Raw genomic sequence first — 21,947 nt, forward strand, 5'->3', positions numbered from 1 at the left:
CAGACCGTCACATCTCGTAAGTTCCGCATGTGGCGACGCCGGCGTGGCCACCCGGGCGCCCCGAGCCCGCGTCACGCCCGCCGATCGACCCGGTTGTGGCGCAACTGCCCCAACCGGTCAGGTTTTCCGGGCATGGCCCTAGGAACCGCCGGCACCCGTCGCTACCCTCCAGCGCATGATTTCCACGGTTGTCTGGGGTACCGGCAACGTCGGTCGCGCGGCCATTCGAGCCGTCGAGGCCCACCCGGCGCTCGACCTCGCGGCGGTGCTCGTGCACAACCCCGACAAGGTCGGCCGCGACGCGGGCGAACTCGCCGGACTCGACGGGACACTGGGGGTCGCGGCGACCGACGACATCGACGCGGTGCTGGCCGCCGGGCCGGGGGCCGTGGTGTACGCGGCGTCGGGCGACATCCGCCCCGACGAGGCGCTGGCCGACATCGTGCGGGCGATCGAGGCCGGCGCGGTGGTGGTCACGCCCGCCCTGTACGCGCTCTACGACCCGACCAACGCCCCGGCGGAGCTGCGCGATCCGGTGCTGGCGGCGATCGCGGCTGGCGGCGGTTCGTTGTTCGTCTCCGGCGTCGACCCGGGGTGGGGCAACGACGTACTGCCGCTGCTGATCAGCGGATTGGGCACCACGGTCGACGCGATCCGCTGCCAGGAGATCTTCGACTACTCCACCTACGACCAGGAGGACTCGGTCCGCAACCTGGTCGGCATGGGCCAACCCATGGACTACGGCGCGCCGATGTTGTGGCCGGACATGCCGACCATGGTGTGGGGCGGACAGATCCGGCTGATGGCCCGGGCGCTGGGCGTGGAACTGGACGAGATCCGCGAGACGATGGACCGTCGGGCGCTGGAGAGTACGGTGCGGACCTCGACGATGGGCGAGTTCGCGGCGGGCACGCAGGGCGCGGTGCGGTTCGAGGTACAGGGCATCGTCGAGGGCGAACCGCGCATCGTGATCGAACACGTCACCCGGATCCACCCGTCGTGCGCGCCCGACTGGCCGACGCCGCCCGACGGGGCCGGGGCGCACCGCGTGGTGATCGAGGGCCGGCCGCGGATCGAGGTCACGGTGGAGGCCACGGACGAGGGCGAGAACCGATCCGCCGGCGGCAACGCCACCGCCGTCGGGCGCCTGGTGGGCGCCATCGACTGGCTCGTGGCCGCCGAACCCGGGCTCTACGACGCACTCGACATCCCCCTTCGGCCGGCCGTGGGCAAACTCGGAAGGAAACACGCATGAGGATCGACATCCCCGAGGACAAGGACCCGATCGCCTACGTCTGGGGCGAGATGGTGCCGGAGATCGGCATCGCCGCCTCGACCTTCTCGATGAAGGTCTACGACCACAGCACGCTCGGCCTGCGTGAGTTCGAGGCCGCGCGGTTGCGGATCGCGCAGATCAACGGCTGTGTGTTCTGCCTGGACTGGCGCACCGAGCGGGACGGGGAGAAGGTCGAGGACGGCTTCGACGAGGCGGTCGCGCAGTGGCGCACCACCGAGGTCTTCGACGACCGCACCCGGCTGGCCGCGGAGTACGCCGAGCGTTACGCGGAGGACCACCACAACCTGGACGACGAGTTCTGGGCCCGGATGTCCGCGCACTACAGCCAGGCCGAGATCGTGGAGCTGAGCATGGCGATCGGCTCCTGGCTGGCGTTCGGCCGGCTCAACCACGTGCTCGGCCTCGACACGGTGTGCGTGCTCACGCAGCACTGACGCCGACCGACCGGCCGGGCGCGGTCGCCCGGTCGCCCGGTCGGCGGGCGACCGGGGCGGATCCCTCCCGTACGAGCGTTCGTATGGATCGGGAAGGCGCGTGGGACGATGGAGGCATGAGTCCGACACGTCCCGATTCGGCGGCCGGGCCGGCCCGCGAGCCGGTGGATCCGGCCGATGCCGTCGATCCGGTCGACCCGATGGAACCGGTGGACCCGGTCGCGTCCGGGATCACCGATCGGCGGCTGTTGCGCGGTGCTCGGGCTCGGCAGGTGATCGCGCGGCACGCCGTCGACGTGGCCTCCATGGAGGGGCTGAACGGTCTCAGCATCGGTCGCCTGGCCGGTGACCTGGGGCTGAGCAAGAGCGGTATCGCCACCCTGTTCGGCACCAAGGAGAAGTTGCAGCTCGCCGCCGTGGCCTGGGCGCACGTGGCCTTCCTCGACGCGGTCGTGCGCCCCGCCTCCGCCGCCCCGCGCGGCGCCGCGCGACTGCGGGCGCTGATCGAGCACTGGATCGGCTACGCCGAGACGCCGCTGTTCGCGGGCGGCTGCTTCTGGGCCGCCAACCTCCCCGACTTCGACAGCCGGCCCGGCCCGGTCCGGGACGAACTGCTGCAACACCACCGCGGCTGGCTGGCCCTGCTCGCCGGCGAGGTGCGCCAGGCCGTCGACGCCGGCGAGATCGTGGACCCCGACGCGGACCTGGCGGCCTTCCAGATCGACGCGGTGCTCACCGCGGCCAACACCGCGTTGCGCCTGGGCGACGCGGACGCGCCGGACCGGGTCCGCCGGGTCGTGGACACGCTGCTCGTACCGCCCGCGTGAGGCCCGGGTGCGCGTGACTGGTCAGGCGGCCCACGGCGGGGTGAACGGCTCCCGGCCGGCGAGCAGGCCCAGGCCGCCGACCGGGAGGATCGCCACCGCCTCGAACGGGTCCGGGCCGGGATTGGCGAGGGTGAACAGCGTGTCGGCCGGGACGATCAGCGCGTCGCCGGGTCCGACGTCGAAGGTGTCGCCGTCCATGGTGACGGCGGCCCGGCCGGAGAGCGCCACGAAGATCTCCTCCCGGGACAGGGCGTGCGGTGGACCCGCCGCGCCGGGCTTGAGGGTTACCCGCCAGGCCGAGTTCTCGCTGGAGCCCCGGCTGGGGGCGGCCAACCCGACGAAGGTGGCGTGGCTGTTGTCGAAGACGGGGGCGTCGGCGGCCTTGACGAGCGGCATGGTGGTTCCTCCGGGCGATATCAACGGCTATGGTGGGCATCCTGGGTGCTCAACCGAGGTTGACAACCAAGGTGCGCAACCAGAGTTGAACATATGTGGGAGAGGCCGTCAATGGATTTCGGATTGTTGCTCGGGCACGCCTACGAGTCGTTCGTCCAGGAACTGCACGCGCATCTGACCGCCAACGGCGCGACCGTCGTGGGCGCGTCGTACGGCTTCGTGCTGCGCACCCTGGACGTGGCGGCGGTCACCACGAGTCAACTCGGCGACCGGCTCGGGATCACCGCGCAGGGGGCGGCGAAGATCGTCGACGACATGGTGGCGGCGGGATACGTGGAACGGCGGCCCGACCCGGCCGACGGTCGGGCCAAGCGGCTGTACCTGTCCCCGCAGGGCCGGGAACTGCTCGATCGGGTCCGGGCGTTCCACGCCGATTTCGAACGCCGCCTTGCCGAACGGCTCGGTGCCGAGGAGGTGGCGACCACGCGCGAGGTGTTGTCCCGCGTCGTGGCGACCACGCCCGACTCCACGCGCCTGTTCCGGTCCGTGTGACCGCCTCCGGAGGCGATCGAGTCGTGCCGCGCGGACGCGGCACGACTCGGGTTCGGGGTGGTGCGGGCGGGCTCAGACCACGCCGGCGGTCATGTCCATCAGGCGGGACAGGACCGTGTCGCCGGAGGCGGTGACGCCGTCGTGCTCCCACTCGTTGGTGACCCAGGTCCGGACCGCGCCGATCTCGCGGGCGGTGCGCAGGGACAGGCCGGCGTCGACGTACATGTCGTCGTGGTAGACGATCGCCGCGACCGGGACCCGGTTGGCGGCCAGCCGCGCCGGGTCGTACAGCGGCGCCCAGTCGGCGCGTTCGGCGAGCAGGTGGGCGGCCTCGGCGAACGGGCGCAGGCCGGCGATCTCGTCGAACATCCAGGGATGGATGGTCTCGCCGGTGAGCAGCAGCGGGTCCGCGTCGTCGGCGAAGTCCGCCAGAGCGGTGTGGGTCCGCTCGGCGGCCCATCCGGTGGGGCCCGCGCCCTGTGCGTAGATGGACTCCTGGAGCACCGCGTACAGCGGGTTGTCCACGAACCCGGTCAGCGTGGCCACCTGGCGCAGGAAGGTGTCGGAGAGTTCGCCGGTTGCGGGGTCCAGGGCCTCGTCGAGCAGCCAGTGCACCCGCTCGAAGCCGTCGCCCATGCCGAACACCTGGCCCAGGGTGCGCAGTCGACGCACCGTCAGCACATCGCCGTCGGGCAGTCGCACGCCGCCGCCGGCGACCGTCTCGGCGATCCGGCGCAGCCGGGCCACGTCGTCCGGGTAGCGCTCGCGGAACTCGGCGTTCTTGTCCCGGATGCGCGGGTAGGTCAGCGCGTACACGTCGTCGGCCGTGGCGGACAGGCCGGGCAGGCCGCCGGTGATGTGGCAGCGGCGCAGTCCCTCCGGGGCCAGCGACAGGTAGCTGAGCGTGATGAACCCCCCGTAGCTCTGACCGAGCGTCTCCCAGGGCTCGTCGTCGCACAACGCCCGGCGGATCGCCTCGGCGTCGGCGACGATCGAGTCGGCGCGGAAGTGCGCGAGGTGGGCGGCCAGTTCGTGGGCGGAGCGGAACCGGGCGGCGGCCCGGGCGGTCACCGGGGTGCTGCGTCCGGTACCGCGCTGGTCCAGGAGCAACACGCGGTGGGTCCGGGTGGCGTGCCGCAGCCAGCCGGGGGAGCCGGAGATCGGCCGCGGCGACTTGCCGCCCGGGCCGCCCTGGAGATACAGCAGCCAGGGCAGCTTCTCGTGGGCGCGGGCGGGATCGACGACCTCGCGGGCGAAGACGTCGATCCGGGGGCCGGTCGGATCGTGGTGGTCCAGCGGCAGCGGGAACACGTGGTCGGTGATCGTGTATCGGTGGTTCATGGGGGAGTTCGCCCTAGTCTTCCGGTGTGGACTCGCGCGCCCGGTCGGACCAGAGCGAGCGGATGTGGCCCAGGTGTTCGCTCATCGCGCGGCGTACGCCGGCCGCGTCTCCGGCGAGCAACAGGTCGAGGATCTCCTCGTGTTCGCGGGCCGAGGCGACCAGCGCGCCGCGTTCGGCGAGTTGGGTGAGGCCGTACAGGCGCGAGCGCTTGCGCAGGTCGCCGACCACCTCGACCAGGCGGCGGTTGCCGCCGAGTTCGAGCAGGCCGAGGTGGAACTGGCGGTCGGATTCGAGGTATCCGATCAGGTCGCGGCGTTCGGCGGCGGCCACGATGGCGGCGGCCACCGGGCGCAGCGCCTCCAGGGCCGCGTGGTCGGCGGTCTCGGCGAGGCGTTCGATCACCGGGATCTCGATCAGCGCCCGGATCTCGGTGTATTCGTCGAGGTCGCGGCCGGACAGCGCGGTCACCCGGAAGCCCTTGTTGCGGACCACCTCGACCAGACCCTCCTTCACGAGGTCGAGCATCGCCTCGCGCACGGGGGTGGCCGAGACGCGGAACTGGGCGGCCAGGCTCGGTGCCGAGTAGACGACGTCGGGGCGCAGCTCGCCGGCGATCAGGGCGGCACGCAGCGCGTGTGTGACCTGATCGCGCAGACTGCGGTGTTCCCGCACGGACGGCAGGTTCAGCGAGCCCGGGGTGTCCCCGGCGCCGTTCCCGAGGACGTGCCCGCTCGATACTTCGGCGTCCGCGCTCATCTGGTGTGTCCCTCCTCGGGACCGGATACGATCCGGCCTTTGTACGATGTGCAATGGCACAGCGTAGCCGCCGCCGCGCCCGAAGCCTCCTTTCCGTCGTGATCTCTTTGTGCGCCGGGACGCCGACCGGGCGCCCGGCGGGCCCGGCCGTGGTCCGGCCGTGGGTCGGTCGTGGGTCGACCGCTCGGCTACGGCGCGCCGGTGGGGTCCGCCGGGAGCAGGCTCACGGTGCGTACCGAGGTGTAGAAGTCGGCGGCGGCGCGGCCTTGTTCGCGGGGGCCGTGGCTGGATGCCTTGGTGCCGCCGAAGGGCATGTGGAAGTCGACGCCGGTGGTCGGCGCGTTGACCTTGACCAGGCCGGTGTCGATCCGGTCGACCACGGTCAGCGCGGCGTCGAGGTCGCGGGTGTGTACGGAGGTGACCAGGCCGTGCGGCACGTCGCGGGCCAGTTCCAGGGCCTCGGTGAGGTCGGCGGCGGTCTGTAGGACGGCGACCGGGCCGAAGACCTCCTCGCGCAGGATCGGGTGGCCGGCGGGGACCCGCTCCAGGATGGTCGGGGTGGTGTACCAGCCGGGGCCGTCGGGGGTCTCGCTCGTGGCCAGGACCCGGGCGCCGGCGCCGGTCGCGGCGTCGATCGCGGCGCGCACCCGGTCGCGGGCCGCCTCGCCGATCACCGGTCCGCACACCGTGGCGGCGTCGCGGGGGTCGCCCACGGCCAGGGCGCGGGCGGCGGCGGTCAGGGCCGCGCGCAGCGGCTCGGGGTCGCCGACCACGATGATCCGGCCGGTGGCGGTGCACTTTTGGCCCGCGTAGCCGAACGCGGCGGCGATCAGCTGGCCGGCGGTGGTGCGCACGTCGGCGTCCGGGAGCACCAGCGCGGCGTTGCAGCCGCCCAGTTCGGCCTGTACCGGGATGCCCTGGGCGGTGGCGGCGCGGACCACCTCCTGCCCCACGGCGGTGGAGCCGGTGAAGGAGACCACGTCGGCGGCCTCGACCACGGCCGCGCCGGTGGCGGCCTCGCCGGGCAGGACGGTGAACACGTCGGCGGGCAGCACCTCGGCCAGCAGTTCGGCCAGGCGCAGTGCGCAGCCCAGGGCCTGCGGGGCGGGCTTGAGCAGGACGGCATTGCCCGTGGCGAGCGCGGGCGCGGCCTTCCAGAGCGGGATGGCCAGCGGGAAGTTCCACGGCGTGATCAGCCCGGCCACGCCGTGCGGGCGGCGGCGGGTGAGCAACAGGCCGGGGCCGGCGGCGGGTTCGTGCACCGCGCCGACCGGGTCGTAGGCCTGCTGGGCGTTGTGGCGCAGGATGGCGACGGCACGGGCGACCTCGCCGCGGGCCTCGGCGATCGGCTTGCCGACCTCGCGCACGATCAGGTCGGCGAGGTCGCCGGCCGCGGCGGCGAGCCGGTCGGCGGCGGCGTCGAGCGCGGTGCAGCGGGCGCCGGCGCCCGCGTCGAGCCAGGCCCGCTGTGCGATCCGGGCCCGCTCGGCGGCCCGACGCACGTCGGCGGGCGCGACGGCCGGCGCCTCGGCGACCTGCGTGTCGGGGTCGGCGGGGTCGTGGCTGCGGACGGGCGGTGCGGTGGTGGTGGTCACGATGGCAAGCCCTTCGGGAAGGGAACGGCGGGGGCGGTCGGCGTCGGTGCGGCCGGTCGGCGGCCCGCGACGGGCGTGGCTCGGGGCGGTGCCCGGGGTGGGCGAGGGTGGTGTCGCGGGCCGGAGGCGGGTGTGGACCGGCAGATCGGCGCCGGTGGATCGGTCAGCTCAGCCCGGCGGCGACGGCGCGCTCGGTGGCTCGGCGCACCGTGTTCTGGGCCTCGGCGGAGAGCGGGCGGCGCGGCGGACGGCAGGGGCCGCCGGGCTTGCCGACCACATCCATCGAGAGCTTGATCGCCTGGACGAACTCGGTACGGGTGTCCCAGCGCAGCAGCGGGTGCAGGATGTCGTACAGCTCGCGGGCGCGGACCAGGTCGCCGGCGCGCGTGGCGTGGTACAGCTCGGCGCAGGCGGTCGGCAGCACGTTGGAGAAGCCGCCGATCCAGCCCTTGGCGCCGCCGACGGCCAGCTCCAGGAGCACATCGTCGGCGCCGGCCAACAGGTCGAGGTCGGGGGCGAGTTCGGCGATGCGGTAGGCGCGTCGGGTGTCGCCGCTGAACTCCTTGACGCCGACGATGTGGCCGTCGGCGTGCAGCTTGGCGAGCAGTTCGGGGGACAGGTCGACCCGGGTGTCGAACGGGTTGTTGTAGGCGACGATCGGCAGGCCGACGGCAGCCACGTCGGCGTAGTGCGCGTGCACCTCGGCGTCGTCGGCGCGGTAGGCGTTGGGCGGCAGCAGCATGACCGCGCGGGCGCCGGCCTCGGCGGCCTGTTCGGTCCAGCGGCGGGCCTCGGTGGAGCCGTACGCGGCGACTCCAGGCATCACCCGGTCGCCGCCGACGGCCTCGATCGCGACCTCGACCACGCGGGCGCGCTCCTCCGGCGTGAGGGTCTGGTACTCGCCCAGGGATCCGTTGGGCACCACGCCGTCGCAGCCCGCCTCGACCAGCTCGCGCAGGTGCTCGGCGAACGCGTCGTAGTCGATGCTCAGGTCGGCCCGCAGCGGCAGCGTGGTGGCGACCATGAGGCCGCGCCAGGGGTGCAGGGTGCGGTCGGCGGTGGTCGGTGCGGACATGGGAACTCCTTGACGGGTGAGGCGAATCGGATGGTGGCGCGCACTGCGGAGGCGGCCCCCGGGCGCCCTCGGCGAGCATTCGCGCGGGCCCGGCGCGGGCCGAGGGGCGGGTGACGGGGGAGGGCGGGAGCCGGTCGTCGGCGAGGCGTACGACCGGCACCCGGGCGCCGGGGCCGGGGGTGCGGCGCCGGTGCCGGTCCATGTCGGTTCGTGCGACGTCGTTGTCGCAGGGCTCCGCTCCGGTCACCTCAGTACAATGTCACATGGCTCCTATGTTGCGCCAGTCCCCTGCCGGAGGCGGCCAAAAAATGGCCGCGAGGCTAAAACCGCAGGTGGAAGGTAAAGGCAAGGTAAATACAATGTCGCACCTCAAATGTGACACGGCCTAAACCTTGACCCTTGGATCACCCGTGGGCAGAGTTCCCCACCACCACCCACCCCGCCGCCTCCCGAGAGGCTCGCCAAACATGACCACCCTCGCGCCCCCCACGGATCCGCCGGTCGAGGAGGATCCGCCCATCGCCCGACCGGCCCCCGCCGGGCTGCGCCCCTCGCAACTCGCCTGGCGCCGCTTCCGGCGCGACCGCACCGGGATCGCCGCCGCCTGCGTCGTCGCCGTCTTCGTTGTCGCGGGCCTCGGCGCACCGCTGTTCGCCAAGCTCTACGGCAAGGACCCGTACACCACCTACGGCCAGAACCGCCCCGGCCTGCTCAACGAGTTCGGCTTCCCGATCGCCCCCAACGGCGGCATCTCCGGCGACTTCTGGCTCGGCCTCGAACCCGGCCTCGGCCGGGACGTGCTCACCCAACTCCTGTACGGCATCCGCACCTCGCTGCTCATCTCGCTCGCCGTGGTCGTGGTGGTCACCGTGCTCGGGGTGCTGGTCGGGGTGACCGCCGGATACCTGGGCGGCGGCACCGACTTCGTCGTCGGCCGGGTGATCGACGTGATGCTCAGCTTCCCCTCGACGTTGTTCTTCATCGCCTTCACGCCGGTGGTCACCTCGCTGCTCACCGAGCCCGGCGAACAGATGTCCTCGGTCCTGCGGGCGGGGGTGATCATCGCCGTGCTCGCCGCGTTCGGCTGGGCGTCGGTGGCCCGCCTGCTGCGCGGTCAGGTGTTGTCCCTGCGCAGCCGCGAATACGTCGAGGCCGCCCGGGTGATCGGAGCTTCGCCCGGCCGCGTGGTGCTGCGCGAACTGCTGCCCAACCTGGTCACCCCGATCCTGGTCAGCGCCTCGATGGCGGTGCCGACCTACGTGACCACCGAGGCGGCGCTGTCCTACCTCGGCGTGGGCATGGTCGAACCCACCCCCGACTGGGGGCGGATGTTGCTCAAGGGCGCCGAGGTCTACAAGACCGACATCACCTACATGTGCGTGCCGGGCATCTCGATGCTCGTGTTCGTCGTCGCCTTCAACCTGCTCGGCGACTCGGTCCGCGACGCGCTCGACCCGAAGAGCGACCGCTGACCACCGCGCTCCTCGCGATACCGCACCGGCACGGCAAACCCTCGGAAGGAACCATGACCCTGCGCACCGGTACCACCAGAGCCACGCTCGTCACGCTGGTCCTCGCCCTCGGCGCGGCCGCGTGTTCCAGCGGCGGCGGCAGCTCCGACGGCGGAGGGCCCGGCAAGGGCGCCGCTCCCAAGGCCCAGGTCCGCGCGGTGTCGATCGGCGCCGCCGCCGAATCGAAGGGTCCGGCCAAGGAACTCCCCGGCGCCAAGCCCGGCGGCACCGCCACGGTCCTGGAGCGCGCCGACTTCAACCATCTCGACCCGGCGCGCGTCTACGTCTCGCACGAGCAGACCGCCGAACTGCTGATCTCGCGTCAGCTCACCACGTACAAGCAGGAGGGCGACCACACCACGCTGGTCGGCGACCTGGCCACCGACACCGGGACCAGCCCCGACGGCGGCAAGACCTGGACCTTCACCCTCAAGGACGGGCTCAAGTACGAGGACGGGTCGCCGATCACCGCGCAGGACGTCAAGTACGGCATCGAGCGCTCCTTCGCCAAGGAGATCACCGGCGGCCCGACCTGGATCCAGGAATGGCTGGTCGGCAACACCGACTTCCGCTCGGTCTACGACGGCCCTTACGGGGGCCGCGAGTTGGACGCGATCAAGACCCCCGACGCGCGTACGATCACCTTCGCGCTGCCCGCGCCGCGCGGCGACTTCCCGTTCGCGGTGGCGATGCACACCAGCACTCCGGTGCCGCGCGCCAAGGACACCAAACTCGAGTACGACAAGCACCCGTTCTCCAGCGGCCCCTACAAGATCTCCGGCCGCGAGATCGACAAGTCCATGACCATGGTGCGCAACGAACACTGGGACCCGAACACCGACGCGGTCCGGCACGCCTACCCCGACCAGTGGAAGTTCGAGTTCGGCGCGTCCAACCAGCAGATCAACGAGCGGCTGATCGCGGCGAACGGCAACGACCGCAGCGCGATGACGTTCCGTGTCGGGGTCGGCCGCGAGGTGGCCCAACAGGTGCTCACCACACCGGAGTTGAAGGCCCGCACGGCGGACGCGGCCACCCCGTACACCGAGTACTTCGAGATGAACAACCGGCGCCTGACCAACCCGAAGGTGCGCCAGGCGCTGATCGCGGCGTTCCCCAAGGAGCAGGTGCGACAGATCCTCGGCGGTCCCGCCTACGGCGAGTTCGCCACCACGCTGATGGGCCCGACGGTGCTCGGCTTCGAGTCGTACGACCTGGCGGGTGTACCGCCCACGGGTGATGTGAACAAGGCAAAGCAGCTGCTCGCCGAGGCCGGCACGCCCAACCCCACCATCACCTACGCGTACAACCAGACCCCCATGTGGGAACAGGTCTCGGTGACCATCGTCCAGGCCCTCCAGCAGGCCGGCTTCAAGGTGGTCCCGCAGCCGATCAACGACAAGAGCTACTACACCGAGATCGGCCGCGTGGACAACAAGTACGACCTGTACTGGGCCGGGTGGGGCGCAGACTGGCCGAGCGCGGCGACCGTGCTCCCGGCCAAGTTCGACGGCCGCAAGATCATGGACGACGGCTCCGTGTACAGCCTGTACAACAACCCGGCGATGAGCACCGAGATGGACCGGATCACCGCGATGTCGGACGTGGTCGCCGCGGGCAAGGAGTGGTCGAACCTGGAGAAGAAGATCATGGCCGACGCCCCCGTGGTGCCGTTCGTCTACCGGCGCCAACTGACCCTGTACGGCCCCGGCCTGGGCGGCGTGCGGGTCGGCTTCATCGGCTCGACCTACCCGATCGACGTCTGGGTCAAGTAGCCCCGGGCGAGGCGGCCCCGGCTCCGGCCGGCGGCGCGGGCGGGAGGGCTCCCCCCTTCCCGCCCGCGCCGCCCGCGCCGCCGGGCCGCCCGGCCACCCCCGGTCCGACCTCCAGTGAGGGCCCCATCCCCATGTTCCGATTCCTGGTGCAGCGACTGCTCGGCGCGGCGCTGATCCTGTTCGTCGTCTTCACCGTCACCTTCTTCCTGTTCTTCGCGATGCCGGACGACCCGGCGCGGTTGTCCTGCGGCAAGACCTGCACCCCCGAGACGCTGGCGCTGATCCGCCGTGACCTCGGCCTGGACGAGTCCGTGCCGATGCAGTACTGGCACTACATCGTCGGCGTCTTCGCCGGCCGCGACTTCGGCGCCTCGCACTGCTCCGCGCCGTGCCTGGGCTACTCGTTCGTCAACCACGAGCCGGTCCTCGACACCCTGCTCGACCGTTTCCCGGCCACCCTGTCGCTGGCGCTCGGCGCCTCGGTGATCTTCCTCGGCGTCGGCGTCATGATCGGCATGCTCGCGGCGCTGCGGCGCGGCACCTGGCTGGACAAGTCCACCATGGCGCTGTCGCTGATCGGCGCCTCGGTGACGATCCAGTTCCTCGGCGTGATCGCCCGCTACGTGTTGGTCGACCAATTGCGCTGGTTGCCCAAACCCGAATACCTGCCGTTCACCGGTGATCCCGGCGGCTGGATGGGCGGGTTGTTGCTGCCGTGGCTGACGCTGGCCTGCGTCCAGGCCGCGGTGTACTCCCGACTGACCCGCGCGTCGATGATCGACGCGCTCGGCGAGGACCACGTCCGCACCGTGCGGGCCAAGGGATTGACGTCGCGTCAGGTCTATCTGAAACACGCGTGGCGCGGCGCGATCACCCCGGTGGTGACCGTGTACGGCATCGAACTGGGCGTGCTGCTCGGCGGCGCGGTGGTCACCGAGACCACCTTCAACATCCCCGGCATCGGCAAGCTCGCGGTCAACGCGGTCGCCAACTCCGACCTGCCGATGATCACCGGAGTGGTGCTGATTGCCGCCACCGCCATGGTGCTCGCCAACGTCGCGGTGGACGCCGTGTACGCCGTCATCGACCCCCGGGTGCGTGTGTGATGACCCCTCCGCTGCTTGCGGTCCGCGACCTGCGGGTCCGCTTCGCCACCGAGGGCGGCGTGGTCAAGGCCGTCGACGGTGTCTCCTTCGACGTCGAACGCGGCCGTACCCTCGGAATCGTCGGCGAGTCCGGTTCGGGCAAGAGCGTCACCAACCTCACCCTCCTGGGCCTGCACAACCCCGCCCGCACCACCGTCGAGGGCAGCGCCGTCCTGGACGGCACCGAACTGGTCGGCGCGTCCGAACGCACCCTGCGGGACCTGCGCGGACAACGTGTGTCGATGGTCTTCCAGGACCCGCTCACCGCGCTCTCCCCCTACTACACGGTCGGCGCGCAGATCGTGGAGACCTACCGGCGCCACACCGGCGCCGGCCGCCGCGAGGCGCTCGATCGGGCGATCGAGATGCTGGACCGGGTCGGCATCCCCCAGGCCGCCCGACGCGCCCGGGAGTATCCGCACCTGTTCTCCGGGGGTATGCGCCAGCGCGCGATGATCGCCATGGCGCTGGTGTGCGAACCCGACCTGCTGATCGCCGACGAGCCCACCACCGCGCTCGACGTCACCGTCCAGGCCCAGATCCTCGACCTGCTCGGCGAACTCCAGGCGCAACTGGGCACCGCGATCATCCTGGTCACGCACGACCTCGGCGTGGTCGCCGACGTCGCCGACGAGGTGCTGGTGATGTACGCCGGACGGGCCGTCGAACTCGGTCCGGCCGCCGAGGTGTTGGAGACCCCCAAGCACCCGTACACCCGGGGTCTGCTCGCCTCGGTGCCGCGGCTGTCCGACCCGCTGGACCGCCCGCTGCGACCGGTGCCCGGTGCACCGCCCAGCCTGCTCGCGCCGCCGCCCGGCTGCGCCTTCCACCCGCGCTGCGCCCAGGTGATCGCGGGGCCCGGATCGCCGTGCCGCACCCAGGCGCCGGTACTCGTGGGGGAGGGCGACAGCGGACACGCGGCCGCCTGTCATCTGGAGGCGGTGCCCGTAGCGGTGGGGGTCGGGTCGGTGGCGGTGGCGGCGTCGGCAGTCGGGTCCGCGGAACGGGAGCAGGAGCGGGCGCAGGTGCCCGACGCGCGAGAAGGCGGGAAGAACGTATGAGCACATCCGAGGCGCCGCTGCTCGAAGTGGCGGGACTGACCAAACACTTCCCCGGGCCGCGCAGTCTGCTCCGCCGCCGAGTCGGAGCCGTCCGCGCGGTGGACGGCATCGACCTCACGGTCGAGGCCGGGGAGAGCATCGGACTGGTAGGCGAGTCGGGCTGCGGCAAGTCGACCACCGGGCGGCTGATCACCCGCCTGCTCGAACCGAGCGCGGGCACAATCCGGTACCGGGGTCAGGACATCACGCACGCCTCGCGCCGCGAACTCGCGCCGATCCGGGCGCAGATCCAGATGGTGTTCCAGGACCCGTACTCGTCGCTCAACCCCCGGCACACCGTCGGCGGCATCCTGCGCGCCCCGCTGGACGTCAACAACATCGACCCGCCCGGTGGTCGGCGCAAGCGGGTTCAGGAACTCCTCGACACCGTCGGCCTGAACCCCGAGCACTACAACCGCTTTCCGCACGAGTTCTCCGGCGGACAGCGGCAACGCATCGGCATCGCCCGGGCGTTGGCGGCCGGCCCCAAGCTGATCGTGGCCGACGAGCCGGTGTCCGCGCTGGACGTGTCCATCCAGGCGCAGGTGATCAACCTGCTCGCGGACCTGCGGCGCGATCTGGGCATCGCGTTCGTGTTCATCGCGCACGACCTGGCGGTGGTCCGGCACTTCTGCGACCGGGTCGTGGTGATGTACTTGGGCCGGGTGGTGGAGAGCGCGGAACGCGGTGCGCTGTACGAGAACGCGCATCACCCGTACACGCACGCCCTGTTGTCGGCGGTGCCCGGCGCGGTCGGGCCGGACGGCGGCCGGCGTGAACGTATCCGGCTGACGGGCGACGTGCCCAGTCCGATCAACCCGCCCTCGGGCTGTCACTTCCGGACCCGCTGCCACAAGGTGCAGGACGTGTGCGCGACGACCGCGCCGCCGCTGTCCGCCCTGGCGGGGGATCCCGGGCATCGGGTGGCCTGCCACTTCCCTTCGCCCGCCAAGTCGTTGGCGTCGGTGGGGGGATAGGACCCCGGCCGGACGGGGGGCGGCCGGGCGGGGGATGGGGGGACGGGGGGCGGGGCGGGCGGCCGGTCATGGCTTGGCGGGCCGCCCGCCCCGTGGGGGCGCCGGTGAAGGGCCGATCCCTTCACCGACGTTCGGTGTTCCGGTGCCACCACCGCCAGGCCCGCTCGACCGGCTGCCAGGCGGGGTTGCCCACCGATTCGACGGTGGGCCGACGCGGCGCCGGTTGGTCATGCCGGGCGGCGTCGGGACCGAACACCGCGGCCGGAACCACGATCACGATCACCACGGCCACCACGATCGGCACCAGCACCCGACGAGCGGTGCGGGACGGGGGTTTCGGGCGGCGGGTGTCGGAGCGGCGGGGGTCGCCGTGGCCGGGGGTGACGGACATGGGGAGAGTGTGGCGCGGCGTTCATGAGGATTTCGTGATGCGGCGTCGAGGTGGCGTTGATGTGGCCTTGATGTGGCCGGAGCGGTGCTGCCGGGGTGGGTCGGGTCAGGGTTCGCGGGGCTCGGCGGGCTCGCGGGGCGGTTCTGGGCGGGATTCCGGGGCCGGTTCGGTCGGCAGGCGGAGTTCGGCGACGGCGCCGCCGCCGGGGGCGTCGGTGATGCGGGCGGTGCCGCCGTGCAGGTCGGCCACCCAACGCACGATCGCCAGGCCGATTCCGGTACCGCCCGTCGGGCCCATGGCGCGCCGCTCGAAGACCCGCTCGCGGTCGCCCTCGGCCACCCCGGGCCCGCGGTCGCGCACCCGCACCGCGCCGTCCGCGACCTCGACGTCGATCGCGGCATCGCCGCCGCCGTGTTTGACCGCGTTGTCCACCAGGTTGCGCACCGCCTGGGCCAACAACTCCGGATCGCCGCGCACCACGGTCGGCTCGGTCCGCACCACGAACCGCGCCCCGGACGGCGGCAGTTCGTCCACCACCTGCTCGACCAGCTGATCGAGCCGCAGCGCCTCGCGCTCCACCTCCTGCGTCCCGGCCTGGACCCGGGCCCGCACCAGCAACCCGGTGACCAACCGGCCCAGTTGATCCACCAGACGTGTCGCGCGGGCCAGTTCCCTCGGCGCGGTGTCCGGCGCCGCCGCGCCTGCGGAGGTGACCATACGCAACGTGGCCAACGGGGTGCGCAGTTCGTGTGCGGCCTCGGACAGGAACTGCTCCTGCTGCTCCAGCGTGCGCAGCGCGGGCCGCATGCTGCGCCCGGACAGCAGGTGCCCGGCCAGGCCCGCCGCCGCGGCCAGGGCGAGGCAGCCCAGGAACAACCAGCGCACGAGCCGATCGTGGTCGCGCCGACCCGGTCCCGGGTCGGCGACGGCGATCAGCGCCGCGTCGACACGATCGCCCTCCCACACCGGCGCCGCGGCCACCCGCACCGTGCGGCCGTCGCGCCCCTCGGCGTCCCAGGCCACGGCCGACTGCACTTCCCGGGCGTCCGCGCCGATCTCGGTCAGTCGCTCCGCACTCGGCAGCAGTGGCGAGTCGGCGGGTTCGGCGTAGGAGCGTCGGGGCACCCCGGCCGGATCCCATTCGACCACGGCGATCGCCACGTCCCCCTCGACGAGTTCGTCCTCGTGCAGCGAGTCGAGGCGCAGCGTCCCGTCCTCGTAGTAGAGGGCCCGGGACAGGCCCGACACGCGGCGGTCGAGGTCGTTGTCCAACTCGCGGTCCCGGGACTGGCCGTCGATGGACCCGGCGACCACGGCGAGCACGACCAGGCAGACCGCCGTGGTGAGGGTGAACAGCGCGGTCAGCGTCCAGCGCAGGCGGCGCAGCCGGGCGACGGCGGGGCGGAGGGGCCGGCCGGCACGCGTGGGCGGTGGGTTCGGTGCCCGGGTCGCCGATCGTGCGCGGAATCTCACGGGGCGCCGGCCGCTTCGTCCCCGCCGATCACGAAGCCGACGCCGCGCACCGTTCCGATCAGGGCCGGTGGGCCGAGTTTGCGGCGCAGTTGGGCGATCACCGCGTCCACGACGTTGGACATCGGCTCGGCCATCTCGTCCCAGCAGCACTCGATCAGGTCGGCGCGCGGCACCACCTGTCCGGCGCGGGCGGTCAGCAGTTCCAGGACCGCGAACTCCTTGACCGTCAGCGTGAGCAGCACCCCGGCCCGGCGCACCCGGCGGCGGGCGGTGTCGATCTCGACGTCGCCGACCACCGAGACCGGCGGCCGGGGCTGCTCGGCGCGGCGGCACAACGCACGTACCCGGGCGGCCAGTTCCTCGAAGACGAAGGGCTTGACGAGGTAGTCGTCGGCGCCGCCGTCGAAGCCCGCGAGCCGGTCGGGCACGGCGTCCATCGCGGTCAACATCAGCACCGGGGTACGTGCGCCCGCCGCGCGCAGCCGGCGGACCAGGTCCAGGCCGTCGCCGTCCGGCAGGCCGCGGTCGACGACCAGGCAGTCGTAGGTGTTGACCGCGACCTTGAGGTCGGCGTCGCCGATGTGCCCGGCCGCGTCCACCGCGAACCCGACCGTCTGCAATCCGGACACCACGGCCCGACCCAGATCCGGATCGTCCTCCACCACGAGCACACGCATGATCGTGAGCTTAGGCCCTGCCCGGCGGGGGCTCGGGTCAGTGGGTCCGGGCCGGGTCCGGGCCGCGGGTGAGTTCCCACCACGGGCTGACCTGGGCGGCGTCGTCGGTGTCGACCCGATCCCCGGGGCGCGGGATGGCCAGCCGTACGTCCTTGGCTTTGGCCTCCTGCCACAGGCGATCGACCGGTTCGGCCCACGGATGCAGGGCGAGGTCGAAGGTCGCCCAGTGCACCGGGAGGAGCACCTTGCCGCCCAGGTCCAGGTGGGCGGCGACGGCCTCCTCGGGGTTCATGTGGATGTCCGGCCAGCTCGGGCTGTACGCGCCGATCGGCATCAGGGTCAGGTCGAAGGGGCCGTGCGCGGCGCCGATCCGGGCGTAGCCGTCGAAGTAGCCGGAGTCGCCGGCGTAGAACACCCGGCGCTCGGCGCCCGCGACCACCCACGAGCCCCACAGCGTGTCGTTGCGGCGCAGGGTGCGGCCGGAGAAGTGGCGGGCCGCGGTCGCGGTGAAGCGCAGGCCGGCGACCGTGGCGTCCTCCTCCCAGTCGAGTTCGACGATGCGGTCGGCGGGGACGTTCCAGCGCTCCAGGTGGGCGCCGATGCCGAGCGGGACGAGGAAGGGCGCGGTCTGGGTGGCGGTGAGCGCGCGTACGGTGGCGCGGTCGAGGTGGTCGTAGTGGTCGTGCGAGATGACGACCGCGTCGACGGTGGGCAGGGCGGCGAGCGGGACCGGCAGCGGATGCATCCGGCGGGGGCCGACGAGCTGCGAGGGGGAGACGCGGTCGCTCCACACCGGGTCGAAGAGCACGCGGCGGCCCTCGATCTCGACCAGGGTGGTCGCGTGGCCGTACCAGACGGCGCTCACCCCGTGTGGGGACTGCGGCACGGTCGGGGCGGCGACCAGGGGTACGGGCGCGGCGGGTCGGCGCAGGTCACGGTCGCGGAGCAGGTCCGCGATCAGGCCGGGCGCGCTGCCGGCCGCGACCAGGGCGGCGGGTACGGGGTTGTGGAACGCGCCGTCCCGGAACTGCGGCGAGCGCTGCATGCGGGCCAGGCGTTCGCCCTCGGCCTTGCCGCCGAACTCCGCCGGGACGTCCCGCAACGCCCAGCCGGCGGCGGCCAACGCCAGCCCACCCGCGACCAGTCGGCCCGCCGATCGGATTCCCGCCATCGATCACACTCTCCTCGTGTCGTCTCAGGCACTTCAACCGACGACGGACGTGACACGTTCCCCAAACCCCGATTCCCCCACACCCGGCCCGCACACCCGGCCCTCGCACCCCTCGCGCCCCGCGCCTGCCGCGCCCTGCCGCCCGCGCCGCCGCGCCGGGCGTCCGGTCGGCTTCGTTGCGACGGTTGTTGTATTCCGGATTGCTTGACTGCATCATGCAGTTGATGGATTGAGTCAAGCGAAGCGAGGGTGCGCGATGGACACCGGTGAGTTGTTGGACGACCACGACGCGGTGGGGCTGGCCGATCTTGTTCGGCGGCGGGAGGTGTCGCCGGCGGAGTTGCTCGATGCGGTGCTGCGGCGGATCGAGGAGCGTGATCCGACGCTGCGCGCGTTCGTGTCGACACGTGTCGCGGCCGCCCGGGCGGAGGCGGCGGGGGAGTTGCCCGACGGTCCGTTGCGAGGGGTGCCGTTCGCGGTGAAGGACCTCGGCTGCGACGTGGCCGGCATGGTGAGCAGTCAGGGCTCGCGGCTGTTCGCCGACGCGGTGGCGGCGCGGGACGGTGCGCTGACCACGCGGTACCGGCGGGCCGGGCTCGTCGTGGTCGGCAAGACGAACAGCCCCGAGTTCGGCAAGAACGCCAGTACCGAACCGCTTCTGCACGGCCCCTCGCACAACCCCTGGCGGACCACGCACTCCACCGGGGGCTCCTCCGGCGGTTCGGCCGCCGCCGTGGCCGGGGGCATCCTGCCGGCCGCGCACGCCAACGACGGTGGCGGCTCGATCCGGATCCCGGCGGCCTGCTGCGGGCTGTTCGGGCTCAAGCCGTCGCGGGGCCGGGTGCCCGACGACCAGGGCCTGTCCGCCCTGGCCTACCCGCTGTCGATCGCGCACGCGGTCACCCGGACGGTCCGCGACTCGGCCGCGCTGCTCGACGTGGTCGCCGGACCGCTGCCGGGCGACCCGTACGCTGCCCTGCCGGCGCCGGCGGCCGGATCGTTCCTGGCCGCGCTCGACGCCGCGCCCACCCGGCTGCGGGTGGGGTTCGCGACGGCCAACGTGGACGGTGTCGCCGCGCACCCGGCGGCGGTGCGCGCGGTGGAGCGCACGGCCGCGCTGCTCGCCGAACTGGGTCATCGGGTCGAGGAGGCCGCGCCGGTGTGGGATGGACCGGCCACGGGGCAGGCGCTCGGGCAGGTGATGTCGGCGGCGACGCACGCCCAGATCGAGGACCGGTTGGCCGAACTGGGCCGGGAGTTGCGGGAGGACGACATCGAGCCGTTCACCCGGGTGATCCACGAGCGCACGGCGGCGATGCGGGGGCCGGATCTGGTGCGGGCGCTGCAGACCGTGGTGCGGATCGGGCGGGAGGTGGCGCCGTTCTTCGAGGCGTACGACGTGTGGTTGAGCCCGACGTTGGGCGTGCCGGTGCCCGAACTCGGCGTGCTGGACACGAGCGACCCGGCGAGCATGTACGCGCACGCCGCCGAGATGACCTGGTTCACCTCGGTGTTCAACGTGACCGGACTGCCGTCGGCGAGTGTGCCGGCGGGCTTCGACGAGGCCGGGTTGCCGGTGGCGATCCAGCTCACCGGGCGGCTCGGCGCCGAGGCGCAACTGCTGCGGGTGGCCGCGCAGTTGGAGGAGGCCGCGCCGTGGCCCCGACAGGCGCCGTGGCCGCCGGCGGTGCTCGGCGCTTGATGCCGACGTCGCCGTAGCCCCGGACGTTCGGGCGCGGTCGGGATCGCCTTCGCCGCAGGAGGAGCCGGTTGAGCCGGAGCGTGATCGGCAGGTCCGGCAGCGCATCGGGATGGACCCCCGCGCGGGACGGCGCGGGGGTCTGCGGGGCGCCGAAGTCGCCGGGTGGGTACGGGAGTCGGCCGGCTATCGGGCCGCGAAGCGTGCTCAGGCGGGCAGTGCCGCCGTGAGCTCGACCTCGACCAACTGCCCCGGGAAGCCGAGTTGCGCGACGCCGAGGAGCGTACTCGCCGTGGTGAACGCGGGGCCGAGGTCGGAGCGGGTGAGGCGGGCCCAGGCGGCGCCGAGGACCGCGCGGTCGGCGCTGACCACATAGATGACGGAGCGTACGACGTGCTCCGGCCCGGCGTTCACCGCTCCGAGGGCGGCGAGCGCGTTCGCGGCCACCTGGTCGATCTGCGCGTCGAGATCGCCCGGGCCCACCAGCGCGCCGGATCGGTCGAGCGGGCACTGGCCGGACAGGAAGGCCGTTCGCCCGGCCTCCACGACCGCGATGTGGTGATAGCCGGGCGTCGGGTGCAGGTCGTCGGGGTTGATGCGCGTGATGTCGGTGGTCATGAGGGCGAGTCTGACGATCGGGTGGAGGCGACGCACCGGATTTTCGGGCCGGTCGTGGCTCGACCGCCGGGGCCGACTGTCGAATGATAGTAGCCATGGACATGGTAGCCATGTACTGTAATTGTCATCGGCCCGGCGATCACGAGCGCCACGGCGGCCTCACTCCCGGGCTCGTATCCGCACCAATCAAGGAGCAACCATGACCATCACCGCACCCCCGGTCACCCCCCGCGCCCTCGCGCTGGCGCACTACGCCGGGCGGGCCCTGCTGGAGCGGGTGTTGGCCCGCCACGGGGTCACCTTCCATCAGAGCGTCACGCTGCGGGTCGTCGCCGTCGCGGACGGGCCCGTCGGTCGCGACGAACTCGTCGGCGAGGTGACCGGTTCGCTGAAGGAGTCCGAGTCCGTGGTGCGCGGCGTCGTCGAGGAGTTGGTGGCCGCGAAGCTGGTCGAGGCGGACCCGGCGGACGCGACCCGGCTCCGGCTCACCGACGCCGGGCGCACGTCGTACGACACCACCACGGCCGAGACCGCCGGGATCTCCGCCCGCGTCTACGCCGACATCGCCCCCGAGGACCTGGCCGTCGCCGGCCGCGTCCTGGCGCTGATCACAGAGCGCGCGAACGCCGAACTGGCCCGCGTCTGAGGGTCGTTCGGCGCGGTCGGCGATGGTGGGTCAGTCGGCCGGGTGGAAGTCGTACGGGAGTTCGTCGTAGACGTAGTAGACGCAGTCGGCGCCCGGTGCGCATTGGCCCCAGTGCACGGCCCTGCTCGGGTAGGACAGGAAGTCGCCGGCGCCGACGCGGTAGCGCTTGTGGCCCTCGACGTTCCAGAGCACGGTGCCCGACACGCCGACGACGTGTTCCGGGCTGGTGTGCCAGTGGGGGGCGAAGCGGGTGCCCGCCTTGAGCGTGAACATCGCCTCGGACGGGCCGGTCCTCGGGTCGCCGGTGAGTTGCGCGTACGTGCAGCCGGCCAGGCCCTCGCACGGTGTGCCGACGCCGGGGCGGTGGTGGTGGTAGACGACCTTGTCGTACGCGGCGGCCGTGGGTGCGGTGTCGGCCGAGGCCGACGCGACGCTGCCCACGCCGAGCGCCGGGGCGAGGGCCAAGGCGGCCAAGAGGGCCCGGCTCCGC

The 21,947-nt window shown here is 72.6% G+C and carries 22 protein-coding genes; 11 read left to right on the forward strand and 11 right to left on the reverse strand.

Annotated elements, in window-relative coordinates; translation table 11 throughout:
- The first annotated feature begins 175 nt into the window (after nucleotides 1-175).
- The 3 genes from ACMXN5_RS42820 to ACMXN5_RS42830 all read left to right on the forward strand — a co-directional run bounded on the left by ACMXN5_RS42820 (nucleotide 176) and on the right by ACMXN5_RS42830 (nucleotide 2,558).
- Complete coding sequence (locus ACMXN5_RS42820; RefSeq protein ID WP_439680274.1) at nucleotides 176-1,255, forward strand: NAD(P)H-dependent amine dehydrogenase family protein; 1,080 nt, start codon at nucleotides 176-178, stop codon at nucleotides 1,253-1,255.
- Nucleotides 1,252-1,731 (forward strand): carboxymuconolactone decarboxylase family protein, encoded by a 480-nt coding sequence (locus tag ACMXN5_RS42825; RefSeq protein ID WP_395792718.1) that lies wholly within the window; start codon nucleotides 1,252-1,254, stop codon nucleotides 1,729-1,731. Before ACMXN5_RS42820 ends, ACMXN5_RS42825 begins: the two co-directional genes overlap by 4 nt.
- A 116-nt stretch (nucleotides 1,732-1,847) precedes the next feature.
- Nucleotides 1,848-2,558 (forward strand): TetR/AcrR family transcriptional regulator, encoded by a 711-nt coding sequence (locus ACMXN5_RS42830; RefSeq protein WP_439680275.1) that lies wholly within the window; start codon nucleotides 1,848-1,850, stop codon nucleotides 2,556-2,558.
- Nucleotides 2,559-2,579: 21 nt separating this feature from the next.
- Here ACMXN5_RS42830 and ACMXN5_RS42835 read toward each other — a convergent pair whose 3' ends face one another.
- Nucleotides 2,580-2,954: a cupin domain-containing protein gene (locus ACMXN5_RS42835; RefSeq protein WP_439680276.1), complete on the reverse strand. Its 375-nt coding sequence runs from the start codon at nucleotides 2,952-2,954 to the stop codon at nucleotides 2,580-2,582.
- 111 nt (nucleotides 2,955-3,065) lie between these two features.
- On the opposite strand from ACMXN5_RS42835, the gene ACMXN5_RS42840 reads away from it, so the two are divergent.
- A complete protein-coding gene (locus tag ACMXN5_RS42840; protein ID WP_380011516.1) occupies nucleotides 3,066-3,506 on the forward strand; it encodes a MarR family winged helix-turn-helix transcriptional regulator in 441 nt (146 codons plus the stop codon).
- A gap of 72 nt (nucleotides 3,507-3,578) precedes the next feature.
- Here the strand turns inward: ACMXN5_RS42840 and ACMXN5_RS42845 are convergent, their stop codons facing one another.
- The 4 genes from ACMXN5_RS42845 to ACMXN5_RS42860 form a co-directional block, all read right to left on the reverse strand.
- Nucleotides 3,579-4,847 carry an alpha/beta fold hydrolase gene (locus tag ACMXN5_RS42845; RefSeq protein ID WP_439680277.1) on the reverse strand — a complete coding sequence of 423 codons (1,269 nt, stop codon included), beginning with the start codon at nucleotides 4,845-4,847 and terminating at the stop codon, nucleotides 3,579-3,581.
- 13 nt (nucleotides 4,848-4,860) lie between these two features.
- A complete protein-coding gene (locus tag ACMXN5_RS42850) occupies nucleotides 4,861-5,604 on the reverse strand; it encodes a GntR family transcriptional regulator (protein WP_380011510.1) in 744 nt (247 codons plus the stop codon).
- Nucleotides 5,605-5,792: 188 nt separating this feature from the next.
- Nucleotides 5,793-7,202: an aldehyde dehydrogenase family protein gene (locus tag ACMXN5_RS42855; RefSeq protein ID WP_439681404.1), complete on the reverse strand. Its 1,410-nt coding sequence runs from the start codon at nucleotides 7,200-7,202 to the stop codon at nucleotides 5,793-5,795.
- Nucleotides 7,203-7,362: 160 nt separating this feature from the next.
- The gene (locus tag ACMXN5_RS42860) at nucleotides 7,363-8,274 is read right to left on the reverse strand and encodes a dihydrodipicolinate synthase family protein (protein ID WP_439680278.1); all 912 of its coding nucleotides are present in this window, start codon (nucleotides 8,272-8,274) and stop codon (nucleotides 7,363-7,365) included.
- A 467-nt stretch (nucleotides 8,275-8,741) separates the two neighbouring features.
- Between ACMXN5_RS42860 and ACMXN5_RS42865 the strand changes: the two genes are divergently transcribed.
- From ACMXN5_RS42865 to ACMXN5_RS42885, 5 genes are all read left to right on the forward strand, one after another.
- A complete protein-coding gene (locus ACMXN5_RS42865; protein ID WP_439680279.1) occupies nucleotides 8,742-9,746 on the forward strand; it encodes an ABC transporter permease in 1,005 nt (334 codons plus the stop codon).
- A gap of 53 nt (nucleotides 9,747-9,799) precedes the next feature.
- Nucleotides 9,800-11,560 (forward strand): ABC transporter substrate-binding protein, encoded by a 1,761-nt coding sequence (locus tag ACMXN5_RS42870; RefSeq protein ID WP_439680280.1) that lies wholly within the window; start codon nucleotides 9,800-9,802, stop codon nucleotides 11,558-11,560.
- 131 nt (nucleotides 11,561-11,691) lie between these two features.
- Nucleotides 11,692-12,666, forward strand: a complete 975-nt coding sequence (locus tag ACMXN5_RS42875) for an ABC transporter permease (protein ID WP_439680281.1) — start codon at nucleotides 11,692-11,694, stop codon at nucleotides 12,664-12,666.
- Nucleotides 12,666-13,766 carry an ABC transporter ATP-binding protein gene (locus ACMXN5_RS42880; protein WP_439680282.1) on the forward strand — a complete coding sequence of 367 codons (1,101 nt, stop codon included), beginning with the start codon at nucleotides 12,666-12,668 and terminating at the stop codon, nucleotides 13,764-13,766. The genes ACMXN5_RS42875 and ACMXN5_RS42880 overlap by 1 nt, the downstream gene beginning before the upstream one ends.
- The gene (locus ACMXN5_RS42885; protein WP_439680283.1) at nucleotides 13,763-14,782 is read left to right on the forward strand and encodes an ABC transporter ATP-binding protein; all 1,020 of its coding nucleotides are present in this window, start codon (nucleotides 13,763-13,765) and stop codon (nucleotides 14,780-14,782) included. Before ACMXN5_RS42880 ends, ACMXN5_RS42885 begins: the two co-directional genes overlap by 4 nt.
- A 121-nt stretch (nucleotides 14,783-14,903) precedes the next feature.
- Here the strand turns inward: ACMXN5_RS42885 and ACMXN5_RS42890 are convergent, their stop codons facing one another.
- The 4 genes from ACMXN5_RS42890 to ACMXN5_RS42905 form a co-directional block, all read right to left on the reverse strand.
- Complete coding sequence (locus tag ACMXN5_RS42890; RefSeq protein ID WP_439680284.1) at nucleotides 14,904-15,173, reverse strand: hypothetical protein; 270 nt, start codon at nucleotides 15,171-15,173, stop codon at nucleotides 14,904-14,906.
- 105 nt (nucleotides 15,174-15,278) lie between these two features.
- Complete coding sequence (locus ACMXN5_RS42895) at nucleotides 15,279-16,646, reverse strand: sensor histidine kinase (RefSeq protein WP_439680285.1); 1,368 nt, start codon at nucleotides 16,644-16,646, stop codon at nucleotides 15,279-15,281.
- The gene (locus tag ACMXN5_RS42900; protein WP_439680286.1) at nucleotides 16,643-17,323 is read right to left on the reverse strand and encodes a response regulator transcription factor; all 681 of its coding nucleotides are present in this window, start codon (nucleotides 17,321-17,323) and stop codon (nucleotides 16,643-16,645) included. Before ACMXN5_RS42900 ends, ACMXN5_RS42895 begins: the two co-directional genes overlap by 4 nt.
- A gap of 37 nt (nucleotides 17,324-17,360) precedes the next feature.
- Nucleotides 17,361-18,494 (reverse strand): MBL fold metallo-hydrolase, encoded by a 1,134-nt coding sequence (locus ACMXN5_RS42905; protein WP_439680287.1) that lies wholly within the window; start codon nucleotides 18,492-18,494, stop codon nucleotides 17,361-17,363.
- Nucleotides 18,495-18,750: 256 nt separating this feature from the next.
- Between ACMXN5_RS42905 and ACMXN5_RS42910 the strand changes: the two genes are divergently transcribed.
- Nucleotides 18,751-20,196, forward strand: coding sequence for an amidase (locus tag ACMXN5_RS42910; RefSeq protein ID WP_439680288.1), 1,446 nt, complete (start codon nucleotides 18,751-18,753; stop codon nucleotides 20,194-20,196).
- A gap of 204 nt (nucleotides 20,197-20,400) precedes the next feature.
- On the opposite strand, the gene ACMXN5_RS42915 is transcribed toward ACMXN5_RS42910, so the two are convergent.
- Complete coding sequence (locus ACMXN5_RS42915) at nucleotides 20,401-20,811, reverse strand: RidA family protein (RefSeq protein ID WP_439680289.1); 411 nt, start codon at nucleotides 20,809-20,811, stop codon at nucleotides 20,401-20,403.
- A 199-nt stretch (nucleotides 20,812-21,010) separates the two neighbouring features.
- Here ACMXN5_RS42915 and ACMXN5_RS42920 point away from each other — a divergent pair, with 199 nt between their 5' ends.
- Nucleotides 21,011-21,457: a MarR family winged helix-turn-helix transcriptional regulator gene (locus tag ACMXN5_RS42920; protein ID WP_439680290.1), complete on the forward strand. Its 447-nt coding sequence runs from the start codon at nucleotides 21,011-21,013 to the stop codon at nucleotides 21,455-21,457.
- A 30-nt stretch (nucleotides 21,458-21,487) separates the two neighbouring features.
- On the opposite strand, the gene ACMXN5_RS42925 is transcribed toward ACMXN5_RS42920, so the two are convergent.
- On the reverse strand, nucleotides 21,488-21,931 hold the full coding sequence (locus ACMXN5_RS42925) for a cupin domain-containing protein (RefSeq protein ID WP_439680291.1): 444 nt from the start codon (nucleotides 21,929-21,931) through the stop codon (nucleotides 21,488-21,490).
- Nucleotides 21,932-21,947: the final 16 nt, after the last annotated feature.

The organism is Embleya australiensis (assembly GCF_051903075.1).
Classification (GTDB): Bacteria; Actinomycetota; Actinomycetes; order Streptomycetales; family Streptomycetaceae; genus Embleya.

What these genes read in the sequence shown, in the direction of transcription:
- ACMXN5_RS42820 (WP_439680274.1), top strand. Translation starts at nt 176, where the DNA reads ATGATTTCCACGGTTGTCTGGGGTACCGGCAACGTCGGTCGCGCGGCC.
- ACMXN5_RS42825 (WP_395792718.1), top strand. Translation starts at nt 1,252, where the DNA reads ATGAGGATCGACATCCCCGAGGACAAGGACCCGATCGCCTACGTCTGG.
- ACMXN5_RS42830 (WP_439680275.1), top strand. Translation starts at nt 1,848, where the DNA reads ATGAGTCCGACACGTCCCGATTCGGCGGCCGGGCCGGCCCGCGAGCCG.
- ACMXN5_RS42835 (WP_439680276.1), bottom strand. Translation starts at nt 2,954, where the DNA reads ATGCCGCTCGTCAAGGCCGCCGACGCCCCCGTCTTCGACAACAGCCAC.
- ACMXN5_RS42840 (WP_380011516.1), top strand. Translation starts at nt 3,066, where the DNA reads ATGGATTTCGGATTGTTGCTCGGGCACGCCTACGAGTCGTTCGTCCAG.
- ACMXN5_RS42845 (WP_439680277.1), bottom strand. Translation starts at nt 4,847, where the DNA reads ATGAACCACCGATACACGATCACCGACCACGTGTTCCCGCTGCCGCTG.
- ACMXN5_RS42850 (WP_380011510.1), bottom strand. Translation starts at nt 5,604, where the DNA reads ATGAGCGCGGACGCCGAAGTATCGAGCGGGCACGTCCTCGGGAACGGC.
- ACMXN5_RS42860 (WP_439680278.1), bottom strand. Translation starts at nt 8,274, where the DNA reads ATGTCCGCACCGACCACCGCCGACCGCACCCTGCACCCCTGGCGCGGC.
- ACMXN5_RS42865 (WP_439680279.1), top strand. Translation starts at nt 8,742, where the DNA reads ATGACCACCCTCGCGCCCCCCACGGATCCGCCGGTCGAGGAGGATCCG.
- ACMXN5_RS42870 (WP_439680280.1), top strand. Translation starts at nt 9,800, where the DNA reads ATGACCCTGCGCACCGGTACCACCAGAGCCACGCTCGTCACGCTGGTC.
- ACMXN5_RS42875 (WP_439680281.1), top strand. Translation starts at nt 11,692, where the DNA reads ATGTTCCGATTCCTGGTGCAGCGACTGCTCGGCGCGGCGCTGATCCTG.
- ACMXN5_RS42880 (WP_439680282.1), top strand. Translation starts at nt 12,666, where the DNA reads ATGACCCCTCCGCTGCTTGCGGTCCGCGACCTGCGGGTCCGCTTCGCC.
- ACMXN5_RS42885 (WP_439680283.1), top strand. Translation starts at nt 13,763, where the DNA reads ATGAGCACATCCGAGGCGCCGCTGCTCGAAGTGGCGGGACTGACCAAA.
- ACMXN5_RS42890 (WP_439680284.1), bottom strand. Translation starts at nt 15,173, where the DNA reads ATGTCCGTCACCCCCGGCCACGGCGACCCCCGCCGCTCCGACACCCGC.
- ACMXN5_RS42900 (WP_439680286.1), bottom strand. Translation starts at nt 17,323, where the DNA reads ATGCGTGTGCTCGTGGTGGAGGACGATCCGGATCTGGGTCGGGCCGTG.
- ACMXN5_RS42905 (WP_439680287.1), bottom strand. Translation starts at nt 18,494, where the DNA reads ATGGCGGGAATCCGATCGGCGGGCCGACTGGTCGCGGGTGGGCTGGCG.
- ACMXN5_RS42910 (WP_439680288.1), top strand. Translation starts at nt 18,751, where the DNA reads ATGGACACCGGTGAGTTGTTGGACGACCACGACGCGGTGGGGCTGGCC.
- ACMXN5_RS42915 (WP_439680289.1), bottom strand. Translation starts at nt 20,811, where the DNA reads ATGACCACCGACATCACGCGCATCAACCCCGACGACCTGCACCCGACG.
- ACMXN5_RS42920 (WP_439680290.1), top strand. Translation starts at nt 21,011, where the DNA reads ATGACCATCACCGCACCCCCGGTCACCCCCCGCGCCCTCGCGCTGGCG.